Annotated in this window: 16 protein-coding genes; 7 read left to right on the top strand and 9 right to left on the bottom strand. The window is 67.8% G+C overall.

The window, feature by feature from the left end; genetic code table 11:
- Positions 1-22: 22 nt before the first annotated feature.
- Together murJ and ACFZDJ_RS07965 are read right to left on the bottom strand one after the other, a co-directional pair.
- Entirely contained in the window at positions 23-2332 is a 2310-nt protein-coding gene (gene murJ / locus ACFZDJ_RS07970) for a murein biosynthesis integral membrane protein MurJ (protein WP_391057001.1), read from the bottom strand.
- Positions 2333-2378: 46 nt separating this feature from the next.
- The gene (locus tag ACFZDJ_RS07965; RefSeq protein ID WP_168509643.1) at positions 2379-4835 is read right to left on the bottom strand and encodes a DUF6049 family protein; all 2457 of its coding nucleotides are present in this window, start codon (positions 4833-4835) and stop codon (positions 2379-2381) included.
- Between the two features lie 225 nt (positions 4836-5060).
- Here ACFZDJ_RS07965 and ACFZDJ_RS07960 point away from each other — a divergent pair, with 225 nt between their 5' ends.
- Positions 5061-6527, top strand: coding sequence for a CCA tRNA nucleotidyltransferase (locus ACFZDJ_RS07960; RefSeq protein WP_390932657.1), 1467 nt, complete (start codon positions 5061-5063; stop codon positions 6525-6527).
- A gap of 124 nt (positions 6528-6651) precedes the next feature.
- Here ACFZDJ_RS07960 and ACFZDJ_RS07955 read toward each other — a convergent pair whose 3' ends face one another.
- The 4 genes from ACFZDJ_RS07955 to ACFZDJ_RS07940 form a co-directional block, all read right to left on the bottom strand.
- Positions 6652-7164 carry a hypothetical protein gene (locus ACFZDJ_RS07955; protein ID WP_390932655.1) on the bottom strand — a complete coding sequence of 171 codons (513 nt, stop codon included), beginning with the start codon at positions 7162-7164 and terminating at the stop codon, positions 6652-6654.
- A gap of 112 nt (positions 7165-7276) precedes the next feature.
- Positions 7277-8539 carry an MFS transporter gene (locus tag ACFZDJ_RS07950; RefSeq protein WP_390932653.1) on the bottom strand — a complete coding sequence of 421 codons (1263 nt, stop codon included), beginning with the start codon at positions 8537-8539 and terminating at the stop codon, positions 7277-7279.
- A 124-nt stretch (positions 8540-8663) separates the two neighbouring features.
- Positions 8664-9746: an inositol-3-phosphate synthase gene (locus ACFZDJ_RS07945; protein WP_384913745.1), complete on the bottom strand. Its 1083-nt coding sequence runs from the start codon at positions 9744-9746 to the stop codon at positions 8664-8666.
- 44 nt (positions 9747-9790) lie between these two features.
- Complete coding sequence (locus ACFZDJ_RS07940) at positions 9791-10522, bottom strand: PadR family transcriptional regulator (protein WP_168493535.1); 732 nt, start codon at positions 10520-10522, stop codon at positions 9791-9793.
- Between the two features lie 374 nt (positions 10523-10896).
- Here ACFZDJ_RS07940 and ACFZDJ_RS07935 point away from each other — a divergent pair, with 374 nt between their 5' ends.
- Together ACFZDJ_RS07935 and ACFZDJ_RS07930 are read left to right on the top strand one after the other, a co-directional pair.
- On the top strand, positions 10897-13512 hold the full coding sequence (locus tag ACFZDJ_RS07935; protein ID WP_391056999.1) for a transglycosylase domain-containing protein: 2616 nt from the start codon (positions 10897-10899) through the stop codon (positions 13510-13512).
- 211 nt (positions 13513-13723) lie between these two features.
- Entirely contained in the window at positions 13724-15235 is a 1512-nt protein-coding gene (locus tag ACFZDJ_RS07930) for a glycosyltransferase family 87 protein (RefSeq protein WP_384913738.1), read from the top strand.
- A 121-nt stretch (positions 15236-15356) separates the two neighbouring features.
- On the opposite strand, the gene ACFZDJ_RS07925 is transcribed toward ACFZDJ_RS07930, so the two are convergent.
- The 3 genes from ACFZDJ_RS07925 to ACFZDJ_RS07915 form a co-directional block, all read right to left on the bottom strand.
- Entirely contained in the window at positions 15357-16388 is a 1032-nt protein-coding gene (locus ACFZDJ_RS07925) for an alanine racemase (RefSeq protein WP_075031480.1), read from the bottom strand.
- A 169-nt stretch (positions 16389-16557) separates the two neighbouring features.
- Positions 16558-17679 (bottom strand): peptidoglycan bridge formation glycyltransferase FemX, encoded by a 1122-nt coding sequence (gene femX, locus ACFZDJ_RS07920; protein WP_054236451.1) that lies wholly within the window; start codon positions 17677-17679, stop codon positions 16558-16560.
- 237 nt (positions 17680-17916) lie between these two features.
- On the bottom strand, positions 17917-18228 hold the full coding sequence (locus ACFZDJ_RS07915) for a hypothetical protein (RefSeq protein ID WP_054236452.1): 312 nt from the start codon (positions 18226-18228) through the stop codon (positions 17917-17919).
- Positions 18229-18540: 312 nt separating this feature from the next.
- Here ACFZDJ_RS07915 and rpsF point away from each other — a divergent pair, with 312 nt between their 5' ends.
- From rpsF to rplI, 4 genes are all read left to right on the top strand, one after another.
- Positions 18541-18831 carry a 30S ribosomal protein S6 gene (gene rpsF / locus ACFZDJ_RS07910; RefSeq protein WP_004950685.1) on the top strand — a complete coding sequence of 97 codons (291 nt, stop codon included), beginning with the start codon at positions 18541-18543 and terminating at the stop codon, positions 18829-18831.
- Positions 18832-18908: 77 nt separating this feature from the next.
- Positions 18909-19508 (top strand): single-stranded DNA-binding protein, encoded by a 600-nt coding sequence (locus ACFZDJ_RS07905; protein ID WP_390932645.1) that lies wholly within the window; start codon positions 18909-18911, stop codon positions 19506-19508.
- 57 nt (positions 19509-19565) lie between these two features.
- Entirely contained in the window at positions 19566-19802 is a 237-nt protein-coding gene (gene rpsR / locus ACFZDJ_RS07900; protein WP_006381652.1) for a 30S ribosomal protein S18, read from the top strand.
- A gap of 18 nt (positions 19803-19820) precedes the next feature.
- Positions 19821-20267 carry a 50S ribosomal protein L9 gene (rplI, locus tag ACFZDJ_RS07895; RefSeq protein ID WP_054236454.1) on the top strand — a complete coding sequence of 149 codons (447 nt, stop codon included), beginning with the start codon at positions 19821-19823 and terminating at the stop codon, positions 20265-20267.
- Positions 20268-20391 lie beyond the last annotated feature (124 nt).

The raw sequence follows: 20391 nt of genomic DNA, 5'->3' as shown, positions 1-20391 counted from the left end.
TGGTTGTGCGCGTACCCCCGCCTTAGCGCCCCAGGCGCCCGCGGACCATTCCGACCATTGAGTTGAGTTCTTCGATGCGCATCTTCCGCGCGGCGACGTAGAAGACGCCGAGCAGGGCGATGCCGCCCGCGAGGAGGGCTGCCAGGGAGCCCCCGACGCCCTGTCCGAGGGTGTGGCCGATGCCGTAGCAGGCCGCGCCGCTCAGCAGGGCCGCGGGCACCGAGGCGATGCCGAGACGGGCGTACGTCCGCAGGACGCGATTGCCGTCCAGGTCCCCGCCGAGCCGCTTGCGCAGTCGGCTCCAGGCGACACCGACGCCGATCGCGTAGGCGAGACCGTAGGAGGCGGCCATGCCGACCACGGCCCAGCGGGCCGGAAGCACGAAGTAGCACGCGGCGGAGGCCACGGCGTTGACGGCGGCGACGATGACCGTGTTGTAGAAGGGGGTGCGCGTGTCCTCGTACGCGTAGAAGGCGCGCAGGACGACGTACTGCACGGAGTACGGGATCAGGCCGAGGCCGAAGGCCATGAGCATGAAGCCCATGTTGGTGGCTTCGCTGGTGCCCGAAGAACCAAAGATCAGGGTGCACATCGGGATGCCGAGGGCGACGAAGCCGAAGGCGATCGGCACGATGGCCACGGCAGTCGTGCGCAGTCCCTGAGAGATGTCGTCACGGACGGCTCCGCTGTCTCCCTCATGGGCCGAACGGGCGATACGCGGAAGCAGCGCCGCCATCAACGAGACCGTGATGATGGCCTGCGGCAGGCCCCACACGAGCTGGGCGTTGGCGTAGGCGGAGAAGCCGACACCCTTGACCTTGCTGTCGTTGGTGGCGGCGGTGGCCAGCTGGGTGACGACTAGGGCGCCCGCCTGGTTGGCGAAGACGAAGAGCACGGTCCACTTGGCGAGCATCGCGGCCTTGCCGAGGCCGTGGCCCTTCCAGTCGAAGCGCAGCCGCATCCGGAATCCGGTCTCGCGCAGATACGGGATCATCGCGAGGGCCTGCACGACGAGGCCGAGGAGGACGCCGACGCCGAGGAGCCGCTGCCCGTCCGGCGGGATGTTCGTGACCTCCATGCCGGAGTTCGCCGCGGTGCCGTACACCCAGATGAACATGCCGAGCGTCACGATGATGACGATGTTGTTCAGGACCGGGGTCCACATCATCGCGCCGAACTTCCCGCGGGCGTTGAGGATCTGGCCCATCACCACGTGGATGCCCATGAAGAAGATCGTGGGCAGGAAGTAGCGGGTGAAGGTGACGGCGACGTCGTTGGCTGCCGGGTTGTCCGCGATCTTCACCGACAGCAGACGCACCAGCAGGGGCGCGGCGAAGACCGCGGCTGCGGTGAGTGCGCCGAGCGCCACCATGACGAGGGTCAGCAGCCGGTTGGCGAAGGCCTCGCCGCCGTCCTCGTCGTCCTTCATGGCGCGTACCAGCTGCGGCACGAAGACCGAGTTGAGGCCGCCGCCCACGGTGAGGATGTAGATCATCGTCGGCAGCTGGTACGCGACCTGGAAGGAGTCGCCGAGGAAGCCGATGCCCAGGGCCGAGACGATCAGCGCGGAGCGGATGAAGCCGGTGAGCCGGGACACCAGCGTGCCCGCCGCCATCACCGCGCTCGACTTCAGCAGGCCCGACGCGCGTCCGCCGGACTTCTTCGCGGCGGGCGCCGGTTCGGGTGTGGGGGCCTGCGGGGCGGCCGGAGACGGTTCCTGGGCCGGCGACGGTACGCCGGGCGGGGCGACGGATGTACGGGTGCCTGCCTGGCCCTGGTCGCGGAAGAGGTGAGCGAAGGCGTCGGGCTCGTGCTGCTGCTCGCCGGCCTGGGTCACGAGGTCGTCCACGCCGACGAACTGCGTCGTGCGGGCGTCCTCGCCGAAGGGCAGGTGCCGCGTAGGGCCCGCGGGCTCCGGCGGGGGCGTCTGGGCCCACACACGGGGGTCGGGGGTGTACTGCGAGGTGGGCGGCTGGGCGTAGAGCGGCTGCTGCGGGTAGTAGGAGCCCGGGGGCGGCGGGGGGTGCGCCGCCCGGTCGTAGAGCGCCTCGGTCACCGGATCCTGGGCGGCGAGGTCCTGCGCCCGGTACGGGTCCTGGGTGTAGGCGTCCTGGAAGTACATGTCCTGGTACTGCCCCTGCCCCTGCCCCTGCCCCTGCGGCTGCTGGGCGGGGTCGGCCGGTGGCCCCTCCGGATACCCCTCGGGGTAACCGGCGTCGGCCATGCCCTGGTCCGGGTAGCCCGTGCCGCCCGCGGCCTGGTCCGGGTAGCCCTCGGGGTAGCCCGAGTTGCCCGCGCCCTGGCCGCGGTCACCGTCGTACGGCGCGTTCATGGTTACCCCACCTCATCGTCCCCGGGCCCACCGGCCACGACATCGCTCAACGGTCCACTCTCTCACCCGTGCCGGACGGGTCGGTGCTTTCCGGTGCGGTGTCCGGTGTCGGGTCACTCGGGTGCTCCGGGTCGTCTGCCCCGGACTCCGTCGTGGACTCCCCGTCGGGACCGTCCTTGGAGCGCTCGGTGTCCTCAGTAGTGTCTACGGTGCCCTCGGCGTCCTTGTTCACGCCGTTCAGGGCCTCGGTGCCGCCCTCGGCCCCGCCCTCGGTGTCGGGGGTGTCCTCCTGCTCCTCCTCGGCCTGGCGGGCTGCCGCGCGCTTGCGCTGGGTGTACATCCGGAATCCGGCGAGCACGAGCAGCAGGACGCCACCGCCGATGACCAGCATCACCGTAGGTGTGATCTCGGTGACCTTCACTTCGAACTTGACGGGGGGACCGTACGCCTGGCCGTCGTCCGTGAACAACTGCGCGACGACCGTCACGGGACCGTTGGCCTTGGCGGAGGTGGTGAACTTCACCGACTGGCTGTGCTCGCCCGCGACCTGGATCGGCCGCTCGTCGAAGGCGTCGTCGCCGATCTTGAGCCGGGTCGGCTGCTGTGAGGTGAGACGCAGCACCAGGTGGTGGACGCCCTGCACGAGGTTGTTCTGCACCGTCACGGGGATCGTGGCGCTGCGGCCCGACAGCTTCGCGTCGGACTTGTCGATCAGCCTGACGAGACCGGTGAGGTCGTCGAGGTAGGACTCGACGCCCTCGCGGAAGGTCGCCGCCTGGTCGGCACGGCCGCGCCAGGACGTCGACATCCCCCGGTCTATGGCCCGACCGAAGGGAGTGACCACGCGGGACTTGTCGGTGAGGACGACCTTGAAGTTGTCGAGCATGCCCTGTGTGCGCTGGATCTGCTCGAAGGCCGACCGCGGCAGCTCCTGCTTGCGCAGCGAGGAGGGGTACGAGGACGCCGAGGGCACCTTCGTCGTGGCGCTCGGGTCCGGCTTGGCCTTGGCCGCCGCGGAGAGGTTCTGGGAGTCGGACCAGTTCCCGTCCTGGAGGGCCCTCACCGCCGTCGCCATGGTCTGGGCCTGGCTCACGGAAGGCGTGCGCTGCGGGGCGACGACGATGCTCCGCTGATTGCTCGGCTCCTGCAGATCGACCATCAGGCTCTGGGCCAGGAATTCCTGCACGGCGAGCGTCGAGTTGTCGGCCTTTGCCATGTCGCCCTCGAACGCGGTCGACAGCCTGGAGTCCGCGACCACCGCCGTCGTGCCGCCCCCGATGGGGCGGGCGGCGCTGGGCGTGTAGGTCAGCCCGCCGGTCTCACGCAGGCTGTCGCTGCGGGCGATCACCTTGTCGGCACCGGCGGAGGTGGCGACCTTGACGATCGACGGATCGACGGCGCCCTCGGCGGGCCAGGCGAAGTCCGTGTTCGGCTTCACATGGAGGATCGTCTGCACCGTGCTGGAGGCCACGTCCGTGGCGTCCTTGAGGTGGCTCAGAGAGCCTGTGACGTCCTTGCCGTTGTGCGCCAGCGACGCGAGGTCGGGGTCGGCGAAGGGGAGAGCGACGACTTCCTTTTCCTTGTCCGCGACGGTCTTCTCGAGCTTGTCGAGCCACGCCTTGGCGACGGCCTGGTTCTTGCCAGCCGTCGTGGTGTCGCCGTTCTTGATCTGGTAGCTGCGCGTCATGGCGTCGACGGAGGCCAGCAGGTCCGGGTCGAGGACCCAGGTGACGTCGAGGTCGCTGCCCAGGGACAGGAGCTGGTCCAGGCGCCCGCCGGGGGAGATCTCCTTGGCCAGGTCGTCGTTCTGGAAGACAGGCGTCTGCTGCGCGTCCGAGCCGGTCTCCGCCCGCAGGTGGACCGTCGAGATCAGCGGCCAGAGATACGTCGTCTTCGTCTTCGTGTCGGCACCGGCGGGCTGCCAGGGCAGGAACGTCCGCTCGATGCCGAGCACCTGGTCCCACGGCTGCGCGGCGGTCTGGCCGGTGAGGGAGACGCCGAGCTGGTACACGCCGTCGGAGTCGAGGTTCAGGTCCTTGACGGGCACCGAGATGCTGAAGTGCTGCGAGACGCCCGCGGCGAGCTTGGAGAAATTCTCGACGTATTTGCCGCCGACCTCCAGGGGGTCCGGGCCCAGCTGGAACCCGGTGCGCTTCTCCGCGTCGTCGATGGCGACCCGGCCCTGGAGGGTCGGGCCCACGCGCAGGCCCACGTGTGCGCCCGTGACCGTCTGCTTGCCCTTGTTGGTGACCGAACCGGAGACGGTGATCGTGTCGCCGTCCGTGGGCGCGCTGGGGGTCAGCGAGTCGAGGGAGATGTCCACCGTGCCGGACCCGGTGGCGTCGGCCACAGCGGCCGTCTGAGCGGCGTGTGCGGCCGGGGAAGCGGGCAGCTGGAGCACGCCGGCCAGCAGGGGCGCACCGGCCAGCAGTGTGCCGGTGCGCCGCAGCCACCGGCGGGCAGGTGAGGGACTCATCCCCTGGAAGTCTGCCGCCTCGGCCACGCGCTCGCCCGTCCCTCGTCATTGTCAGTGGTCGTCGGAATGTGCGTCCACGCATGGTAACGATGCGCGCTGAGGGTAAGTGCCGCGGACCGCTCCACAAGATCAGGAGACAGGGTCGAGTGTCCTGTATGCGTAAGTATTGATCCCCCCCCCATGAGAAGGGGATGGCTGTGCACGTTTTATGGAGGCGCCCGCGAGTGCCTCGGCCACGTACCCTTTTCTGTTGTGCCGAACGCCAACGAAGACAACCCCAGTGCCCTGAGTCAGGTGCAGCGCCGCGCGGTGAGTGAACTGCTGCGGGTGTCCCCTGTCGCCGACGACCTCGCCCGCCGTTTCCAGGAGGCGGGGTTCTCACTCGCCCTGGTCGGTGGCTCGGTCCGGGACGCGCTCCTTGGCCGGCTCGGCAATGATCTGGACTTCACGACCGACGCCCGCCCGGATGACGTACTGAAGATCGTGCGGCCCTGGGCGGACGCCGTCTGGGAGGTCGGGATCGCCTTCGGCACCGTCGGCGCGCAGAAGGACGCCCGCGTGGACGACGTACAGCAGTCCTTCCAGATCGAGATCACGACGTACCGCTCCGAGGCGTACGACCGGACCTCGCGCAAGCCCGAGGTGTCCTACGGCGACTCGATCGAGGAAGACCTCGTGCGCCGTGACTTCACCGTGAACGCGATGGCCGTGGCGCTGCCGGAGAAGGCGTTCATCGATCCGTACGGCGGTCTGGACGACCTGTCCGCGCGGGCGCTGCGCACACCGGGTACGCCCGAGGAGTCCTTCTCCGACGATCCGCTGCGGATGATGCGGGCCGCGCGGTTCGCCGCGCAGCTCGACTTCGAGGTGGCCCCCGACGTCGTCGCCGCGATGACGGACATGGCCGTGCGCATCGAGATCGTCTCGGCGGAGCGGGTGCGGGACGAGCTGAACAAGCTGATCCTCTCCGCCCACCCGCGCAAGGGTCTGTCGCTGCTCGTGGACACCGGTCTCGCCGACCATGTGCTGCCGGAGCTTCCCGCGCTGCGGCTGGAGCGTGATGAGCACCACCGGCACAAGGACGTCTACGACCACACGCTGATCGTCCTGGAACAGGCCATGGCGCTCGAAGAGAATGGTCCGGACCTGACGCTCCGGCTCGCCGCGCTGCTGCACGACATCGGCAAGCCGAGGACGCGGCGCTTCGAGAAGGACGGGCGGGTCTCCTTCCACCACCACGAGATGGTGGGCGCGAAGATGACCAAGAAGCGGATGACGGCGCTCAAGTACTCCAACGACCTTGTGAAGGACGTCTCGCGTCTGGTCGAGCTTCATCTGCGTTTTCACGGATACGGCACCGGCGAGTGGACGGACTCCGCGGTCCGTCGCTATGTACGTGACGCGGGGCCGCTCCTCGACCGCCTCCACAAGCTGACCCGCTCCGACTGCACTACGCGCAACAAGCGCAAGGCGACGGCGCTCTCTCAGGCGTATGACGGCCTGGAGGAGCGCATCGCCGAGCTCCAGGAGCAGGAGGAGCTGGACGCGATCCGTCCCGACCTCGACGGCAACCAGATCATGGAGATCCTGGGCATCGGCCCCGGCCCGGCGATCGGCCAGGCGTACAAGTTCCTGCTGGAGCTGAGGCTGGAGAACGGGCCGATGGATCACGACGCGGCGGTGACGGCACTCAAGGAGTGGTGGGCCGAGCAGGGCTGAGGCTCACAGAACGGGCCGTGTGGGGTCATGTTTCACGTGAAACATGACCCCCGGGTCTGTACCGGAGAACGTCGAGGGGCGGTGTTTCACGTGAAACACCGCCCCTTCGAAGTGGGCGAGACCCTTACTTGGCGGAGTACTCCGACAGGCAGAGGGTCAAGTCGCTCTTACCGGTCTGGGTGTACTCGGCGTACTTGGTACGGTCGCAGCCGGAGTTGTCGCTCTTCTTTTCTGCGACCTTGTACTTGGCCTTGGAGCTGGTGCAGTCCACGACCTTGAGGCCAGGGTGGGTGGTGTTGTTCGGGTCGCTGATACTCATGCAGTCGCCGACCTTGGCGGTGTCGGGGTCGTGGCGGCTCGATATGTAGCCGACGCCGGCAGCTATGAGCGCACAGACCACGACGGCGATGCGCAGGTACCACTTGACGCCGCGCTTCGGGCGCTGCGGCGGGACCGGAGCGTAGGGAACCGTCCCCTGCTGCGGGAAGCCGGGCTGGCCGGGCTGCTGCGGGTAACCCGGCTGCTGCGGGTAACCCTGCGGCGGCGGTCCGTACGGAGCCTGGCCCTGGGGCGGCTGTCCGTAGGGCTGCTGGCCCTGGGCGAACGGGTTCTGGCCCTGGGGCGGCGGAGTGGTCACTTAGGGGTCCCCCTGGAACGTAAGCGCGTGGCGTGAATAAGACGCACGTAAGTTATCGGGACCGACTGACAACGCAGTAGCCCAGAGAGGCTCTGTGGCCCTGATGTGACACTTACTGCATCTCAAAGCGGGCCATAGCAACAGCAATTGCTGCGTAGACCGCGGCCAGCGTGACGACGAGGAGAGCTGAGCGCCCGTCAGGAGGCAGCATCAGGGCGGCTACTGCGGCCGCGCCGACGAAGGCGACGTTGAACAGGACGTCGTAGACGGAGAAGATCCGGCCGCGGTAGCCGTCGTCGACCGAGGACTGCACGATCGTGTCGGTGGCGATCTTCGCGCCCTGTGTGGTCAGGCCGAGAACGAAGGCGGCGGCCAGCATGGGCGCCGCCTCGAAAGGGAGGCCGAGCGCGGGTTCCAGGACCGCCGCCGTGGCCGCGCACGCGGCGATCCAGCCGCCGGGGCCCAGTCGTCCCACCGCCCAGGGCGTCACCACGGCCGCGACGAAGAAGCCCGCCCCGGAGAGGCCCACCGCCAGGCCCAGCAGGGCGAGCCCGCCGTCGGAGCCGGACGACCAGGCGTACCTGCACAGCATCAGCACCATGACGGTCAGGGCGCCATAGCAGAAGCGCATCAGGGTCATCGACAGGAGCGCCCAGGCCGCCTCCCGCCGCGCGGGCTCGGCGAGATGGCGCACACCGGCCACGAGACCGCGCGCGGTGCCGGTGAGGGACGTACGCAGGCTCGGCTGCACCAACTCCGGGTCGGGGCCGAGCAGTTCCGGTGCCATGCGCAGTGAGGCGAGTGCCGCGCACAGGTAGAGGGCCGCACCGAGAAGGACGACCGCCGCGTCCGAGTCCGAGGCGACCAGTCGTACGACGAACGCGAGACCGCCGCCCGCGGTCGCGGCGAGTGTTCCGGCGGTGGGCGACAGGGCGTTGGCCATGACCAGTCGGTGGGAGTCGACGACGCGGGGCAGGGCGGCCGAGAGGCCCGCGAGGACGAACCGGTTGACCGCGGTGACGCACAGCGCGGAGGCGTAGAAGAGCCAGTCGGGGACATGGCTCAGCATCAGCACGGCCGTCACACAGGCCAGCGCGGTCCGTAGCAGATTGCCGTGCAGGAGGACCTGGCGCCGCCGCCAGCGGTCCAGCAGGACTCCGGCGAAAGGGCCGACCAGGGAGTACGGCAGGAGCAGTACCGCCATCGCGGAGGCGATCGAGGCCGCTGAGGTCTGCTTCTCCGGTGAGAAGACGACGTACGTGGCGAGCGCGACCTGGTAGACGCCGTCGGCGCCCTGGGACAGCAACCGGACACCGAGCAGGCGTCTGAAGCCTTGGAAGCGCAGGAGGACGCGCAGGTCACGCACGACGGCCATGGGGCACAGCCTCACATACGAGGAGGGTCCCCGGGTCAAAGACCCAGGGACCCTCGACGGGCAGGAGCGAAAAGCCCCTCGGCACTCCGCGCCGTGTCTCGACGGCCCTCGGAGGCCTGTCTTGCTAGCGCTCGACCTCGCCCTTGATGAACTTCTCGACGTTGGCGAAGGCCTCGTCGTCGAAGTACTGGACCGGCGGGGACTTCATGAAGTACGAGGACGCCGACAGGATCGGGCCACCGATGCCGCGGTCCTTGGCGATCTTCGCGGCGCGCAGGGCGTCGATGATGACACCGGCGGAGTTCGGGGAGTCCCAGACCTCCAGCTTGTACTCCAGGTTCAGCGGGACGTCACCGAAGGCGCGGCCCTCGAGACGGACGTACGCCCACTTGCGGTCGTCGAGCCAGGCCACGTAGTCCGAGGGACCGATGTGGACGTTCTTCTCGCCCATGTCGCGGTCGGGGATCTGCGAGGTGACGGCCTGCGTCTTCGAGATCTTCTTCGACTCGAGGCGGTCACGCTCCAGCATGTTCTTGAAGTCCATGTTGCCGCCCACGTTGAGCTGCATGGTGCGCTCAAGACGGACACCGCGGTCCTCGAACAGCTTCGCCATCACACGGTGCGTGATGGTGGCGCCGACCTGCGACTTGATGTCGTCGCCGACGATCGGGACACCGGCCTCGGTGAACTTGTCCGCCCACTCCTTGGTGCCGGCGATGAAGACCGGGAGGGCGTTGACGAAGGCGACCTTGGCGTCGATGGCGCACTGGGCGTAGAACTTCGCCGCGTCCTCGGAACCGACGGGCAGGTAGCAGACGAGGACGTCGACCTGCTTGTCCTTGAGGATCTGGACGACGTCGACCGGCGTCTCGGCGGACTCCTCGATGGTCATGCGGTAGTACTTGCCGAGACCGTCGAGGGTGTGGCCGCGCTGGACCGTGACGCCCTTGTTCGGGACGTCGCAGATCTTGATGGTGTTGTTCTCGCTGGCACCGATGGCGTCGGAGAGGTCGAGGCCGACCTTCTTCGCGTCGACGTCGAAGGCGGCGACGAACTCGACGTCACCGACGTGGTAGTCGCCGAACTGGACGTGCATCAGACCCGGGACCTTGGCCGCCGGGTCGGCGTCCTTGTAGTACTCGACGCCCTGCACCAGCGAGGCGGCGCAGTTGCCCACGCCGACGATGGCTACGCGAACCGAACCCATTCCGGTTGCTCCCTGTGTGTACGAGGTGAAGCCCCGACTGGACCTCACGTGGTGGTGTCGTCGGACGGATCCGGCCGGGACTGGTCCCGGTGCCGGGGCAGGCCGCCCGTCTCTCCAGATGTGCTGTTCTGCTGAGCGGAGCCTTCGAAGGCGCCCGGTGAGCTGCCCTCGGAGACACCTTGGGAGGTGCCTTCGGAGGCGGAATCCTTGACGTCCCGTCCCGCTCGCTCGCTCTCGATGAGCTCGTTCAGCCAGCGCACTTCGCGCTCCACGGACTCCATTCCGTGGCGCTGGAGCTCAAGGGTGTAGTCGTCGAGGCGCTCCCTGGTGCGTGCCAAAGAGGCACGCATCTTCTCCAGGCGCTCCTCGAGCCGACTGCGGCGGCCCTCCAGTACGCGCATGCGCACGTCGCGTGACGTCTGCCCGAAGAACGCGAAACGAGCCGCGAAGTGCTCGTCCTCGTACGCGTCGGGCCCCGTCTGCGAGAGCAGCTCCTCGAAGTGCTCTTTACCTTCTGCCGTCAACCGATAGACGATCTTGGCGCGGCGCCCCGCGAGCGGAGCGGCGAGGGCGTCCTCGGTGGTGCTCCCCGATTCCTCGATCAACCAGCCGCTCGCGACCAGCGTCTTGAGGCAGGGATAGAGCGTCCCGTAGCTGAACGCACGGAACACACCCAGTGACGTATTGAGTCGTTTGCGCAGCTCATAGCCGTGCATCGGGGACTCGCGAAGCAGGCCGAGGACGGCGAACTCGAGGATCCCGGAACGCCGGCTCATATCGCCTCCTCGCTGTCGCGGTCTCCTCGGCACGTTCTTTATGCCGAGCTGATGTATCGACTCGATACATCAGCACGATAGATCGGCCGTCCGTCTGCGACAAGGGGGACCATGGTGAACGGCGTCACATCACCGATTCATACGAAGCGAGTTGCCTGATTTGGGGTGAAATTCAAGATTAGGGGGGTTTTGACGGTGCGTAGTCTGTGCGCCATGCAAAACCACCGGGAACCGAGTGACGCCTGAGGGCGTCCTTGTCCCTGGTGCAGTACGGGTGAATGCGCAAACGACCGCATCCGTACTTCGGGGGGACCGGAAACCAGCTGCCGTTTCCAGGCGCGCACGGGTGCGCCTGCCCGAGGAGTAATCGTCCGATGAGCGAGCACCGTCGCAAACCGTCGCAGCCACAGGGCGGCGGACGTGCCGCGGCCCGACGCGGCCAGACCGGCCCGTCCTCCGGCCGCCGTGCGGCACCGCGAGGCGCCACCGGGTCCCCTTCCGACTCCTATGAGTCGGGAGGTGAGGAGGAGCGCCCGTACACCGGCCGCGCCGAGGCCCGGCGTGCGGCCCAGAGAAGCAGCGGTGGCGGCCGGCGCAGAGGCGCCGACGCCACAGGGCCCGGCGGCCGTCGTGGCGGTCCTGACGGACCCGGGCGCGCGCGGGCCTCCGGGCCTGTAAAGAAGCGTTTCATCGACTACCCGCGCGCGGGCAAGTCGGGAGCCGGGCGCTGGATGCCCTCCTGGAAGCTGGTGACGGGCACGTTCCTCACCTTCATAGGAGGGCTGCTGGTCGCGGCAGGCATCGGGTACGCCATGGTGGGCGTCCCGAACCCGAACGACACGGCCCTGGCCCAGAACAACGTCTTCTACTGGTCCGACGGGACCCAGATGGCAGCCACCGGCGGTCAGACGAACCGGCAGATCGTGGGGCCGGAGGAGATCCCGAAGGCCATCAAGAACGCGGTGGTCTCCGCCGAGAACGCGACCTTCTACAAGGACTCGGGCGTCGACCCGATGGGCATCGCGCGCGCCTTCGTCAACATGGCCAAGGGCGGCCAGACGCAGGGTGGTTCGACCATCACTCAGCAGTATGTGAAGAACACGTACCTGAGCCAGGACCAGACCATCACGCGCAAGTTCAAAGAGCTCTTCATCTCCATCAAGGTGAACTCGAAGCTGAGCAAGGACGAGATCCTCGCCGGCTACCTCAACACCGCGTACTACGGGCGCAACGCCTACGGGATCCAGGCGGCGGCTCAGGCCTACTTCGGCGTGGATGCCAAGGACCTCAGCACCGAGCAGTGCGTCTTCCTCGCGTCCGTCCTCAAGGGCCCGAACCTGTACAACCCCGACGGGGGTGTCGGGGCGCTGGCCTCGCCCGAGGCCAACACCAAGCGCGTCCAGGACCGATGGACATGGATCCTGGACCGTGAGGTCAAGGTCGGGAACATGACCCAGGCCGATCGGGACAAGATCACCAAGTTCCCCATGCCGAAGAAGCAGACCTCGTCCCTGTCCGGCCAGACCGGTTACCTCGTCGACATCGCCAAGGAGTATGTGGCGAAGCAGGCCGGCATCACGCCGGAGCAGTTGGAGCAGGGCGGCTACCGGATCACCACGACCTTCGACAAGAAGAAGGTCAGCGAGCTGGAGAAGGCCGTCAAGGCGACGAAGAAGAGCTTCCTCGACACCAAGGCGCGACCCACGACCGACAAGGACGTGCAGTTCGGCGCGGCGTCGGTCGATCCGAAGACCGGCAAGATCGTGGCGCTCTACGGGGGCGACGGCTTCGACAAGGGCCACTACTCCAACAACGCCAATACGACAGGCGTGCCGGTCGGATCGACCTGGAAGCCGTTTGTGCTGGCCACCGCGATGCAGTACGGAACGTACAAGACCACTCCACAGGTCCTCTCGCCGATGGCCCGCTACAACGGCGACGACCTCCTTGTGATCAAGGACCAGAACGGCCAGCCGATCATGGGTAACGACGGGAAGCCGTTCCGGCAGAAGAACGAGGGCACCAAGGCCTGGGGGATGGTGACACTCAAGAAGGCCATGGAGCAGTCCATCAACTCCCCGTTCGCGCAGCTGGGCGTCGACGTCGGCCTTTCCAAGACCCGGAAGGTCGCGGAGTCCATGGGCATCCTGCCGGACTCCTTCGACCAGGGAAACCTCAACAACGTCTCCTTCTCCCTCGGTACGTCGACCCCGAGCGCCATTCGCATGGCCGACGCGTACGGCACCTTCGCCGCGTCGGGCTCGCACTACGAGCCGTACTCGGTCACCCAGGTGCTCAAGGACGGCAAGCCGCTCGACCGGTTCAAGCCGCCCGCCGAGCACACCGCGATGCCCGAGAAGGTGGCGAACAACGTCACCGACGTCCTGCAGAACGTGGTCCAGAACGGAACCGGCAAGAAGGTCGCCGACATGGGCTTCCCCGTGGCCGGCAAGACGGGTACGACCGACAAGAACAAGTCGGCGTGGTTCGTCGGCTACACCAGGGAGCTGTCCACGGCCGTCACCCTGTTCAGGTCCGACCCGAAGACGAGCAAGCTGGAATCGATGAACGGCACCGGCGGTGTGGCGTCCGTTCACGGTGGTGACATCCCGGCCCAGGTCTGGAAGGACTACATGGCCGTGGCCCTGAAGGACTCCAAGCACGAGCCCTTCCCGCCGGCCGAGCCGCTCGGCGAGATCCTGAACGCCAGCCCCAGCCCGAGCCCGACCCCGTCGACCACACCGTCGCCGTCGGCGAGCCCGACGCCGAGTACCTCGCCGAGCCCGTCCCTCAGCAGCTCTCCCACGGCCTCGCCGACCGACACCTGCGGCAACTTCGGCTGGAACTGTGGGAACAATGGCGGGACGGACGCGGGGAGCACCGGCGGTGCTACCGGAACCACCTCACCCACGCCGACAACGACCATTACCAACGGGAACACCAGAGGTAATGGCAACGGCGGCATCTTCGCCGGACAGAATGGCGGATAGATAGCGGATAGATAGACGCGAAGCCCGAAGAACAGGGGCCGTCAGCTGTGGCTGGCGGCCCCTGTTCTGTGCGTGCGGGTCGAACGTTCTGTGCGTGCGGGGCGAAATGCGCGTCCGCGCCTCGCTCACCCGGCGGCATCGTGGGCGCCGGACGGTAAGAGCTTCACTGCCCCTGCGGCCATTCTCAGACGCGTACGGCAGGATGTGCGCCATGCCCAGTGCAGAGACGACGCGAACGAGCGTGCGCGAGCCGGAGCCGGTGCGGCCGACCAAGGACGACGAGGTCGCCGCGGCCGGAAGTGAGCTGATCGGCGGCCCCATCGGACGGAGAGCGCTGCTGGGGGCGTCCTGGTGGACCCCGGTACGGGTGATCGCGCTCGTCGCGATCGGCATGTTCGCCCTCGGTATGGTGCAGAAACTGCCCTGCTACGACAGCGGCTGGTTCTTCGGGGCCAGCACGCAGTACACGCACGCGTGCTACTCGGACATCCCGCACCTCTACCAGGGACGCGGTTTCGCCGACGGGCTCGTGCCGTACTTCGACAAGCTCCCCGGCGACATGGACTACCTCGAGTATCCGGTCCTGACCGGTCTGTTCATGGAGGTCGCGGCCTGGCTCACGCCGGGCGGCGGCAGCATCCAGCACCAGGAGCAGATCTACTGGATGGTCAACGCCGGGATGCTCATGGTGTGCGCGGCGGTCATCGCCGTATGCACCGCGCGCACCCACCGCCTGCGCCCCTGGGACGCCCTCCTGGTCGCCCTCGCGCCCGCCTTCGCGCTCACGGCCACCATCAACTGGGACCTCCTCGCGGTGGCCCTGCTGGCCGCCGCGATGCTCATGTGGTCGCGTGGCCGCTCCCTCGCCTTCGGCATCCTGCTCGGGCTCGCCACGGCCGCCAAGTTCTACCCGTTCCTGCTCATGGGACCGCTGCTCGTGCTGTGCTGGCGGGCGGGCAAGTGGCGGGAGTTCGGGAACGCGCTCATGGGTGCGGTCGGGGCCTGGCTCGTGGTGAACCTTCCCGTGATGTACCTCGCGCCGGAAGGCTGGGCGAAGTTCTACAGCTTCAGCCAGACCAGGGGGATCGACTTCGGTTCGGTCTTCCTGTTCATCTCCACCTGGTGGAAGATCCCGATCAGCTACCAGACGGCGAACGCGTGGGCGCTGGTCATGATGCTGCTCGTCTGCGTGGCCATGGCCGCGCTCGCGCTCACCGCCCCGCGCCGCCCCCGCTTCGCCCAGCTGGCCTTCCTGATCGTCGCGGCCTTCATCCTCACCAACAAGGTCTACTCGCCCCAGTACGTGCTGTGGCTGATCCCCCTGGCCGCGCTGGCCCGGCCGAAGTGGCGGGACTTCCTGATCTGGCAGGCGTGCGAGGTCGCTTACTTCCTGGGGATCTGGATGTACCTCGCGTACACGACCAGCGGGGAGGCCCACAAGGGCCTCTCCTCCCACGGGTACCAGTTCGCGATCGCCGCCCACCTCGTGGGCACGCTGTACCTGTGCGCCGTGGTCGTGCGCGACATCCTCATGCCGGAGCGGGACGTCGTGCGCAGGGCGGGCGAGGACGATCCCTCGGGAGGCGTCCTGGACGGCGCGGAGGACGTCTTCGTGCTCGGCGCGGCGGCCCATCCACCGCGGCACGCGGCTCACTTCGAGGGGCCTCAGGTGGAATGGGGCGGCAACGGCGGGGGGCCGGCCCCGGAGGACAGTTCGCTCTGAGCGAACAGGGCTCGGCCCGGCTCCGACGGGCAACGCGAAAGGCCGTACACGGTGTGTGTGTACGGCCTTTCGCGTTGTGTCCCGAGCGGCAGGAGCACGGGCAGGTGCTCGTGTCCCGGGATCAGCGCTCCACGATGCGGTCGAACTGCGTGGTGGTGTGCCGCAGATGGGCCACCAGCTCGTCACCGACCTGCGGCTCCGTGGCGTCCGACGGTACGAAGAGGATCGACACCTGCATGTGCGGCGGCTCGGCGAACCAGCGCTGCTTGCCGGCCCAGACGAACGGAGAAAGGTTCCGGTTGACCGTCGCCAGGCCGGCCCGGGCGACGCCCTTGGCGCGCGGCATGACGCCGTGCAGGGCCTTCGGGGCCTCCAGGCCCACCCCGTGCGACGTACCGCCCGCCACGACGACCAGCCAGCCGTCGGAGGCCGTCTTCTGCTGCCGGTAGCCGAAGCGGTCGCCCTTGGAGACACGGGTGACGTCCAGGACGGCTCCGCGGTACTCGGTCGCCTCGTGGTCCCCCAGCCACAGGCGGGTGCCGATACGGGCGCGGAAGCGGGTCTGCGGGAACTGCTGCTGCAGCCGCGCGAGCTCATCGGCCTTGAGGTGGCTGACGAACATCGTGTGCAGCGGCAGACGGGCCGCGCGCAGACGGTCCATCCAGCCGATGACCTCCTCGACGGCGTCCGAGCCGTCGGTGCGGTCCAACGGCAGGTGGATGGCGAAGCCTTCCAGCCGGACGTTCTCTATGGCGGAGTGCAGATGCGGCAGATCCTGCTCGCTGACACCGTGCCGCTTCATCGAGGACATCACCTCGATGACGACACGGGCGCCCACGAGGCCGTACACGCCGTCGATGGACGACACCGAGCGGATGACACGGTCGGGCAGCGGTACGGGCTCCTCGCCCCGCCTGAACGGCGTCAGGACCAGCAGATCGCCGCCGAACCAGTCCTTGATCCGGGCGGCCTCGTACGTGGTGCCGACGGCCAGGATGTCCGAGCCGAGGCGGGTGGCCTCGTCGGCGAGCCGCTCGTGGCCGAAGCCGTAGCCGTTGCCCTTGCAGACGGGGACGAGCCCCGGAAACTGCTCGGACACCTGCTTGTGGTGTGCCCGCCAGCGCGCGGTGTCGACGTAGAGCGTGAGCGCCATGGCCGGTCCCGGAACCTTTCTCGTGGCTGCGGTGAATCAGTGGTAGGGAAATTGTGGCGGATCCGCCGGACCGGCGGGGCGACGCCGGGCCGGATGGGGGCTCGGCATGCGCTGCGGACTGGCTCAGCGGCGCGACGTGTACAGGCTCAGTGTCGCGGCATGTACTGGCTCAGCGCCGCGACATGTAGATGTCGAGTGCCTTGTGGAGCAGCTTGTTGAGCGGGAAGTCCCACTCGCCGAGGTACTCGGCGGCCTGCCCGCCCGTGCCCACCTTGAACTGGATCAGACCGAAGAGGTGGTCCGTCTCGTCCAGCGAGTCGGAGATGCCGCGCAGGTCGTAGACGGTCGCACCCAGGGCGTACGAGTCGCGCAGCATCCGCCACTGCATCGCGTTGGAGGGCCGGAACTCACGCCCGATGTTGTCCGACGCGCCGTACGAGTACCAGACGTGCCCGCCGACGACCAGCATCGTGGCCGCGGACAGGTTCACGCCGCCGCGCCGGGCGAAGTAGAGCCGCATCCGGTTGGGGTCCTCGGTGTTGAGGGCCGACCACATGCGCTGGAAGTACGACAGCGGGCGCGGCCGGAAGTGGTCGCGGATCGCCGTGATCTCGTACAGCCGCTGCCACTCCTCGAGGTCGTGGTAGCCGCCCTGGACGACCTCGACGCCCTCCTTCTCGGCCTTCTTGATGTTGCGTCGCCACAGCTGGTTGAAGTTCTTGTGGACCTCTTCCAGGGAGCGGTTGGCCAGCGGCACCTGGAAGACGTAGCGGGGCTGTACGTCGCCGAAGCCGGCGCCTCCGTCCTCACCCTGCTGCCAGCCCATGCGGCGCAGCTTGTCGGCGACCTCGAAGGCGCGCGGTTCGATGAAGTCCGCCTCGATGTCACGCAGGCGCTTCACGTCCGGGTTCTGGATGCCGCCCTTGATGGACGTGGCCTCCCAGCGCCGGATGATCACCGGCGGGCCCATCTTCACGGAGAAGGCGCCCTGCTGCTTGAGGTGCGCGAGCATCGGCTGCAGCCACTCGTCGAGGTTCGGCGCGTACCAGTTGATGACCGGGCCCTCGGGGAGGTAGGCGAGGTAGCGCTTGATCTTGGGCAGCTGGCGGTACAGCACCAGCCCGGCGCCCACCATCCCGCCGGTCCGCTCGTCGAACCAGCCGAGGCTCTCGGAGCGCCACTCCGCCTTGACATCGGCCCATGCCGGAACCTGCATGTGGCTCGCCGCGGGCAGGCTCTGGATGTAGGCCAGATGCTGCTCTCGGCTGATGGTCCTCAGGGTCAGGCTCATTCGGGGCGCTCCTCGGGCTGGTGTGTCCCCATGGGTACAGGGGCTCCGGCTCTCGCGCCGAAGCCTACTGCGCCCTGGGAGCGCCCCGACTGGCCGCACTGAACCTGCGTCCCGACCAATGCGTGGTCAGGACGTTCTGGGGTGATGTGTCCGGCTGTTTCGGCAGGAGGTGGTGTCTCCGGCCGCCCGGACGAGGTGGTGTCCGGCTGCCCGGCCCGCGGAACGGGTCCGGGTGCCTCAGCCGATGATGCCGCCGAAGAGGCCGCCGTGCGCCATGCCGAGGAAGAAGCCGACGGCCGAGGCACCGAGACCCAGGATGAGGCCGAAGCGCTCCCGGGTCGTCTCCGAGATGAACTGCCCGGAGGCGCCGGTGATGATCCCGATCAGGCCTGCCCACGAGCTGATGAGATGCAGGCTGTTGAAGGCTGCCGTGATGAGAGCGGTGACTCCGAGCACCAGAGTCACCGCGAGCAGCGTGTCTTGGAGGGGGTGGGGCTTGTGGTCCGTCGCGAACAGCGAGCCGGCAACGGTGGGTCGCGTCTGTGCCATAGGGCACCTCCTGCGGAAGGCGGCGCATCGTAGCGCCATACACACCCGATGTGTACAGATTGACGGTGACCCCGGCCGGATTTCAACCGGAAGCGGGTGTGCAGGTACTCTGTACCCTCTGCACCGGTGTCTGCCCAGACCATGGCCAGGTCACGACAAGGATTCCCCGTCGGTTCACCGATCACTCGGTACATCGACGGACTCTTCTTGTCAGTGGCGTTGTCAGTGGCGGCGGATACCGTTGCGAACGCATCACAACCCTCCTGCCACGGAACCGCCGTGGCCGTTGAGTCCAAAGGAGGTGGGTTCCACATGCGTCACTACGAGGTGATGGTCATCCTCGACCCCGATCTCGAGGAGCGCGCTGTCTCCCCGCTGATCGAGAACTTCCTCTCCGTCGTCCGTGAGGGCAACGGAAAGGTCGAGAAGGTCGACACCTGGGGCCGTCGTCGTCTCGCGTACGAGATCAAGAAGAAGCCCGAGGGCATCTACTCGGTCATCGACCTGCAGGCCGAGCCTGCGGTCGTCAAGGAGCTCGACCGCCAGATGAACCTGAACGAGTCGGTCCTCCGGACCAAGGTCCTCCGTCCCGAGACCCACTGAGCTCTGCAGCTCAGCTGATCTCGGGCATCGAGTAGCAGCACTAGCAGCCAGCAGCAAACCCGCCGAGAGGTTCCCCCATGGCAGGCGAGACCGTCATCACGGTCGTCGGCAATCTTGTCGACGACCCCGAGCTGCGCTTCACCCCTTCCGGTGCGGCGGTCGCGAAGTTCCGTGTCGCGTCCACCCCCCGCACCTTCGACCGTCAGACCAATGAGTGGAAGGACGGCGAGAGCCTGTTCCTGACCTGCTCGGTCTGGCGTCAGGCGGCGGAGAACGTCGCCGAGTCGCTCCAGCGAGGCATGCGCGTCATCGTGCAGGGCCGACTGAAGCAGCGGTCCTACGAGGACCGTGAGGGCGTCAAGCGCACGGTCTACGAGCTGGACGTCGAGGAAGTCGGCGCCAGCCTGAAGAGCGCCACGGCCAAGGTCACCAAGACCACCGGTCGAGGTGGCCAGGGCGGTTACGGCGGAGGCTCCGGCGGCGGCCAGCAGGGCGGCGGCTGGGGCGGAGGCTCCGGCGGCGGCCAGCAGGGCGGCGGCGGAGCTCCCGCCGAAGACCCCTGGGCGACCAGCACTCCTGCCGGTGGCAATCAGGGTGGCGGCGGTGGCGGCTGGGGTGGAAACTCCGGCGGCTCCGGCGGCTCTGGCGGCGGCTACTCGGACGAGCCCCCCTTCTAGGCCCCCGGGCCGAGGGTGGGCCGTACCCCCACTTCTTGATCACACAGGAGATACACCATGGCGAAGCCGCCTGTGCGCAAGCCGAAGAAGAAGGTCTGCGCATTCTGCAAGGACAAGGTCCAGTACGTGGACTACAAGGACACGAACATGCTGCGGAAGTTCATTTCCGACCGCGGCAAGATCCGTGCCCGCCGGGTGACCGGCAACTGCACTCAGCACCAGCGTGACGTCGCCACGGCCGTGAAGAACAGCCGTGAGATGGCGCTGCTGCCCTACACCTCCACCGCGCGATAAGGGAAGGGTGACCGACTAATGAAGATCATCCTCACCCACGAGGTCTCCGGCCTCGGTGCCGCGGGCGACGTCGTCGACGTCAAGGACGGTTACGCTCGCAACTACCTGATCCCGCGGAACTTTGCGATCCGCTGGACCAAGGGTGGCGAGAAGGACGTCGAGCAGATCCGTCGTGCTCGCAAGATCCACGAGATCGCGACCATCGAGCAGGCCAACGAGATCAAGGCCCGCCTCGAAGGCGTGAAGGTCCGTCTGGCCGTCCGCTCCGGCGACGCCGGTCGTCTCTTCGGTTCCGTCACCCCGGCCGACATCGCTTCGGCGATCAAGGCTTCCGGTGGCCCCGAGGTCGACAAGCGCCGCATCGAGCTGGGCTCGCCGATCAAGACCCTGGGCGCCCACGAGACGTCCGTGCGTCTGCACCCCGAGGTTGCCGCCAAGGTCAACATCGAGGTCGTCGCGGCCTGACCGCTGCGCTCGGCATAGCTGAGAGAAGGGCCGTACCCGCTGGGGTACGGCCCTTCTTCGTTCTGCAGGGGGCGAGCTGTCCTGTGTTTCACGTGAAACGGGGGGTTTCACGTGAAACAGGTCT

The sequence above is a fragment of the Streptomyces sp. NPDC007896 genome (assembly GCF_042959425.1).
Classification (GTDB): Bacteria; Actinomycetota; Actinomycetes; order Streptomycetales; family Streptomycetaceae; genus Streptomyces.
The sequence above is the reverse complement of the archived record's forward strand: the minus strand, read 5'-3'. Positions and strand labels throughout refer to the sequence as shown.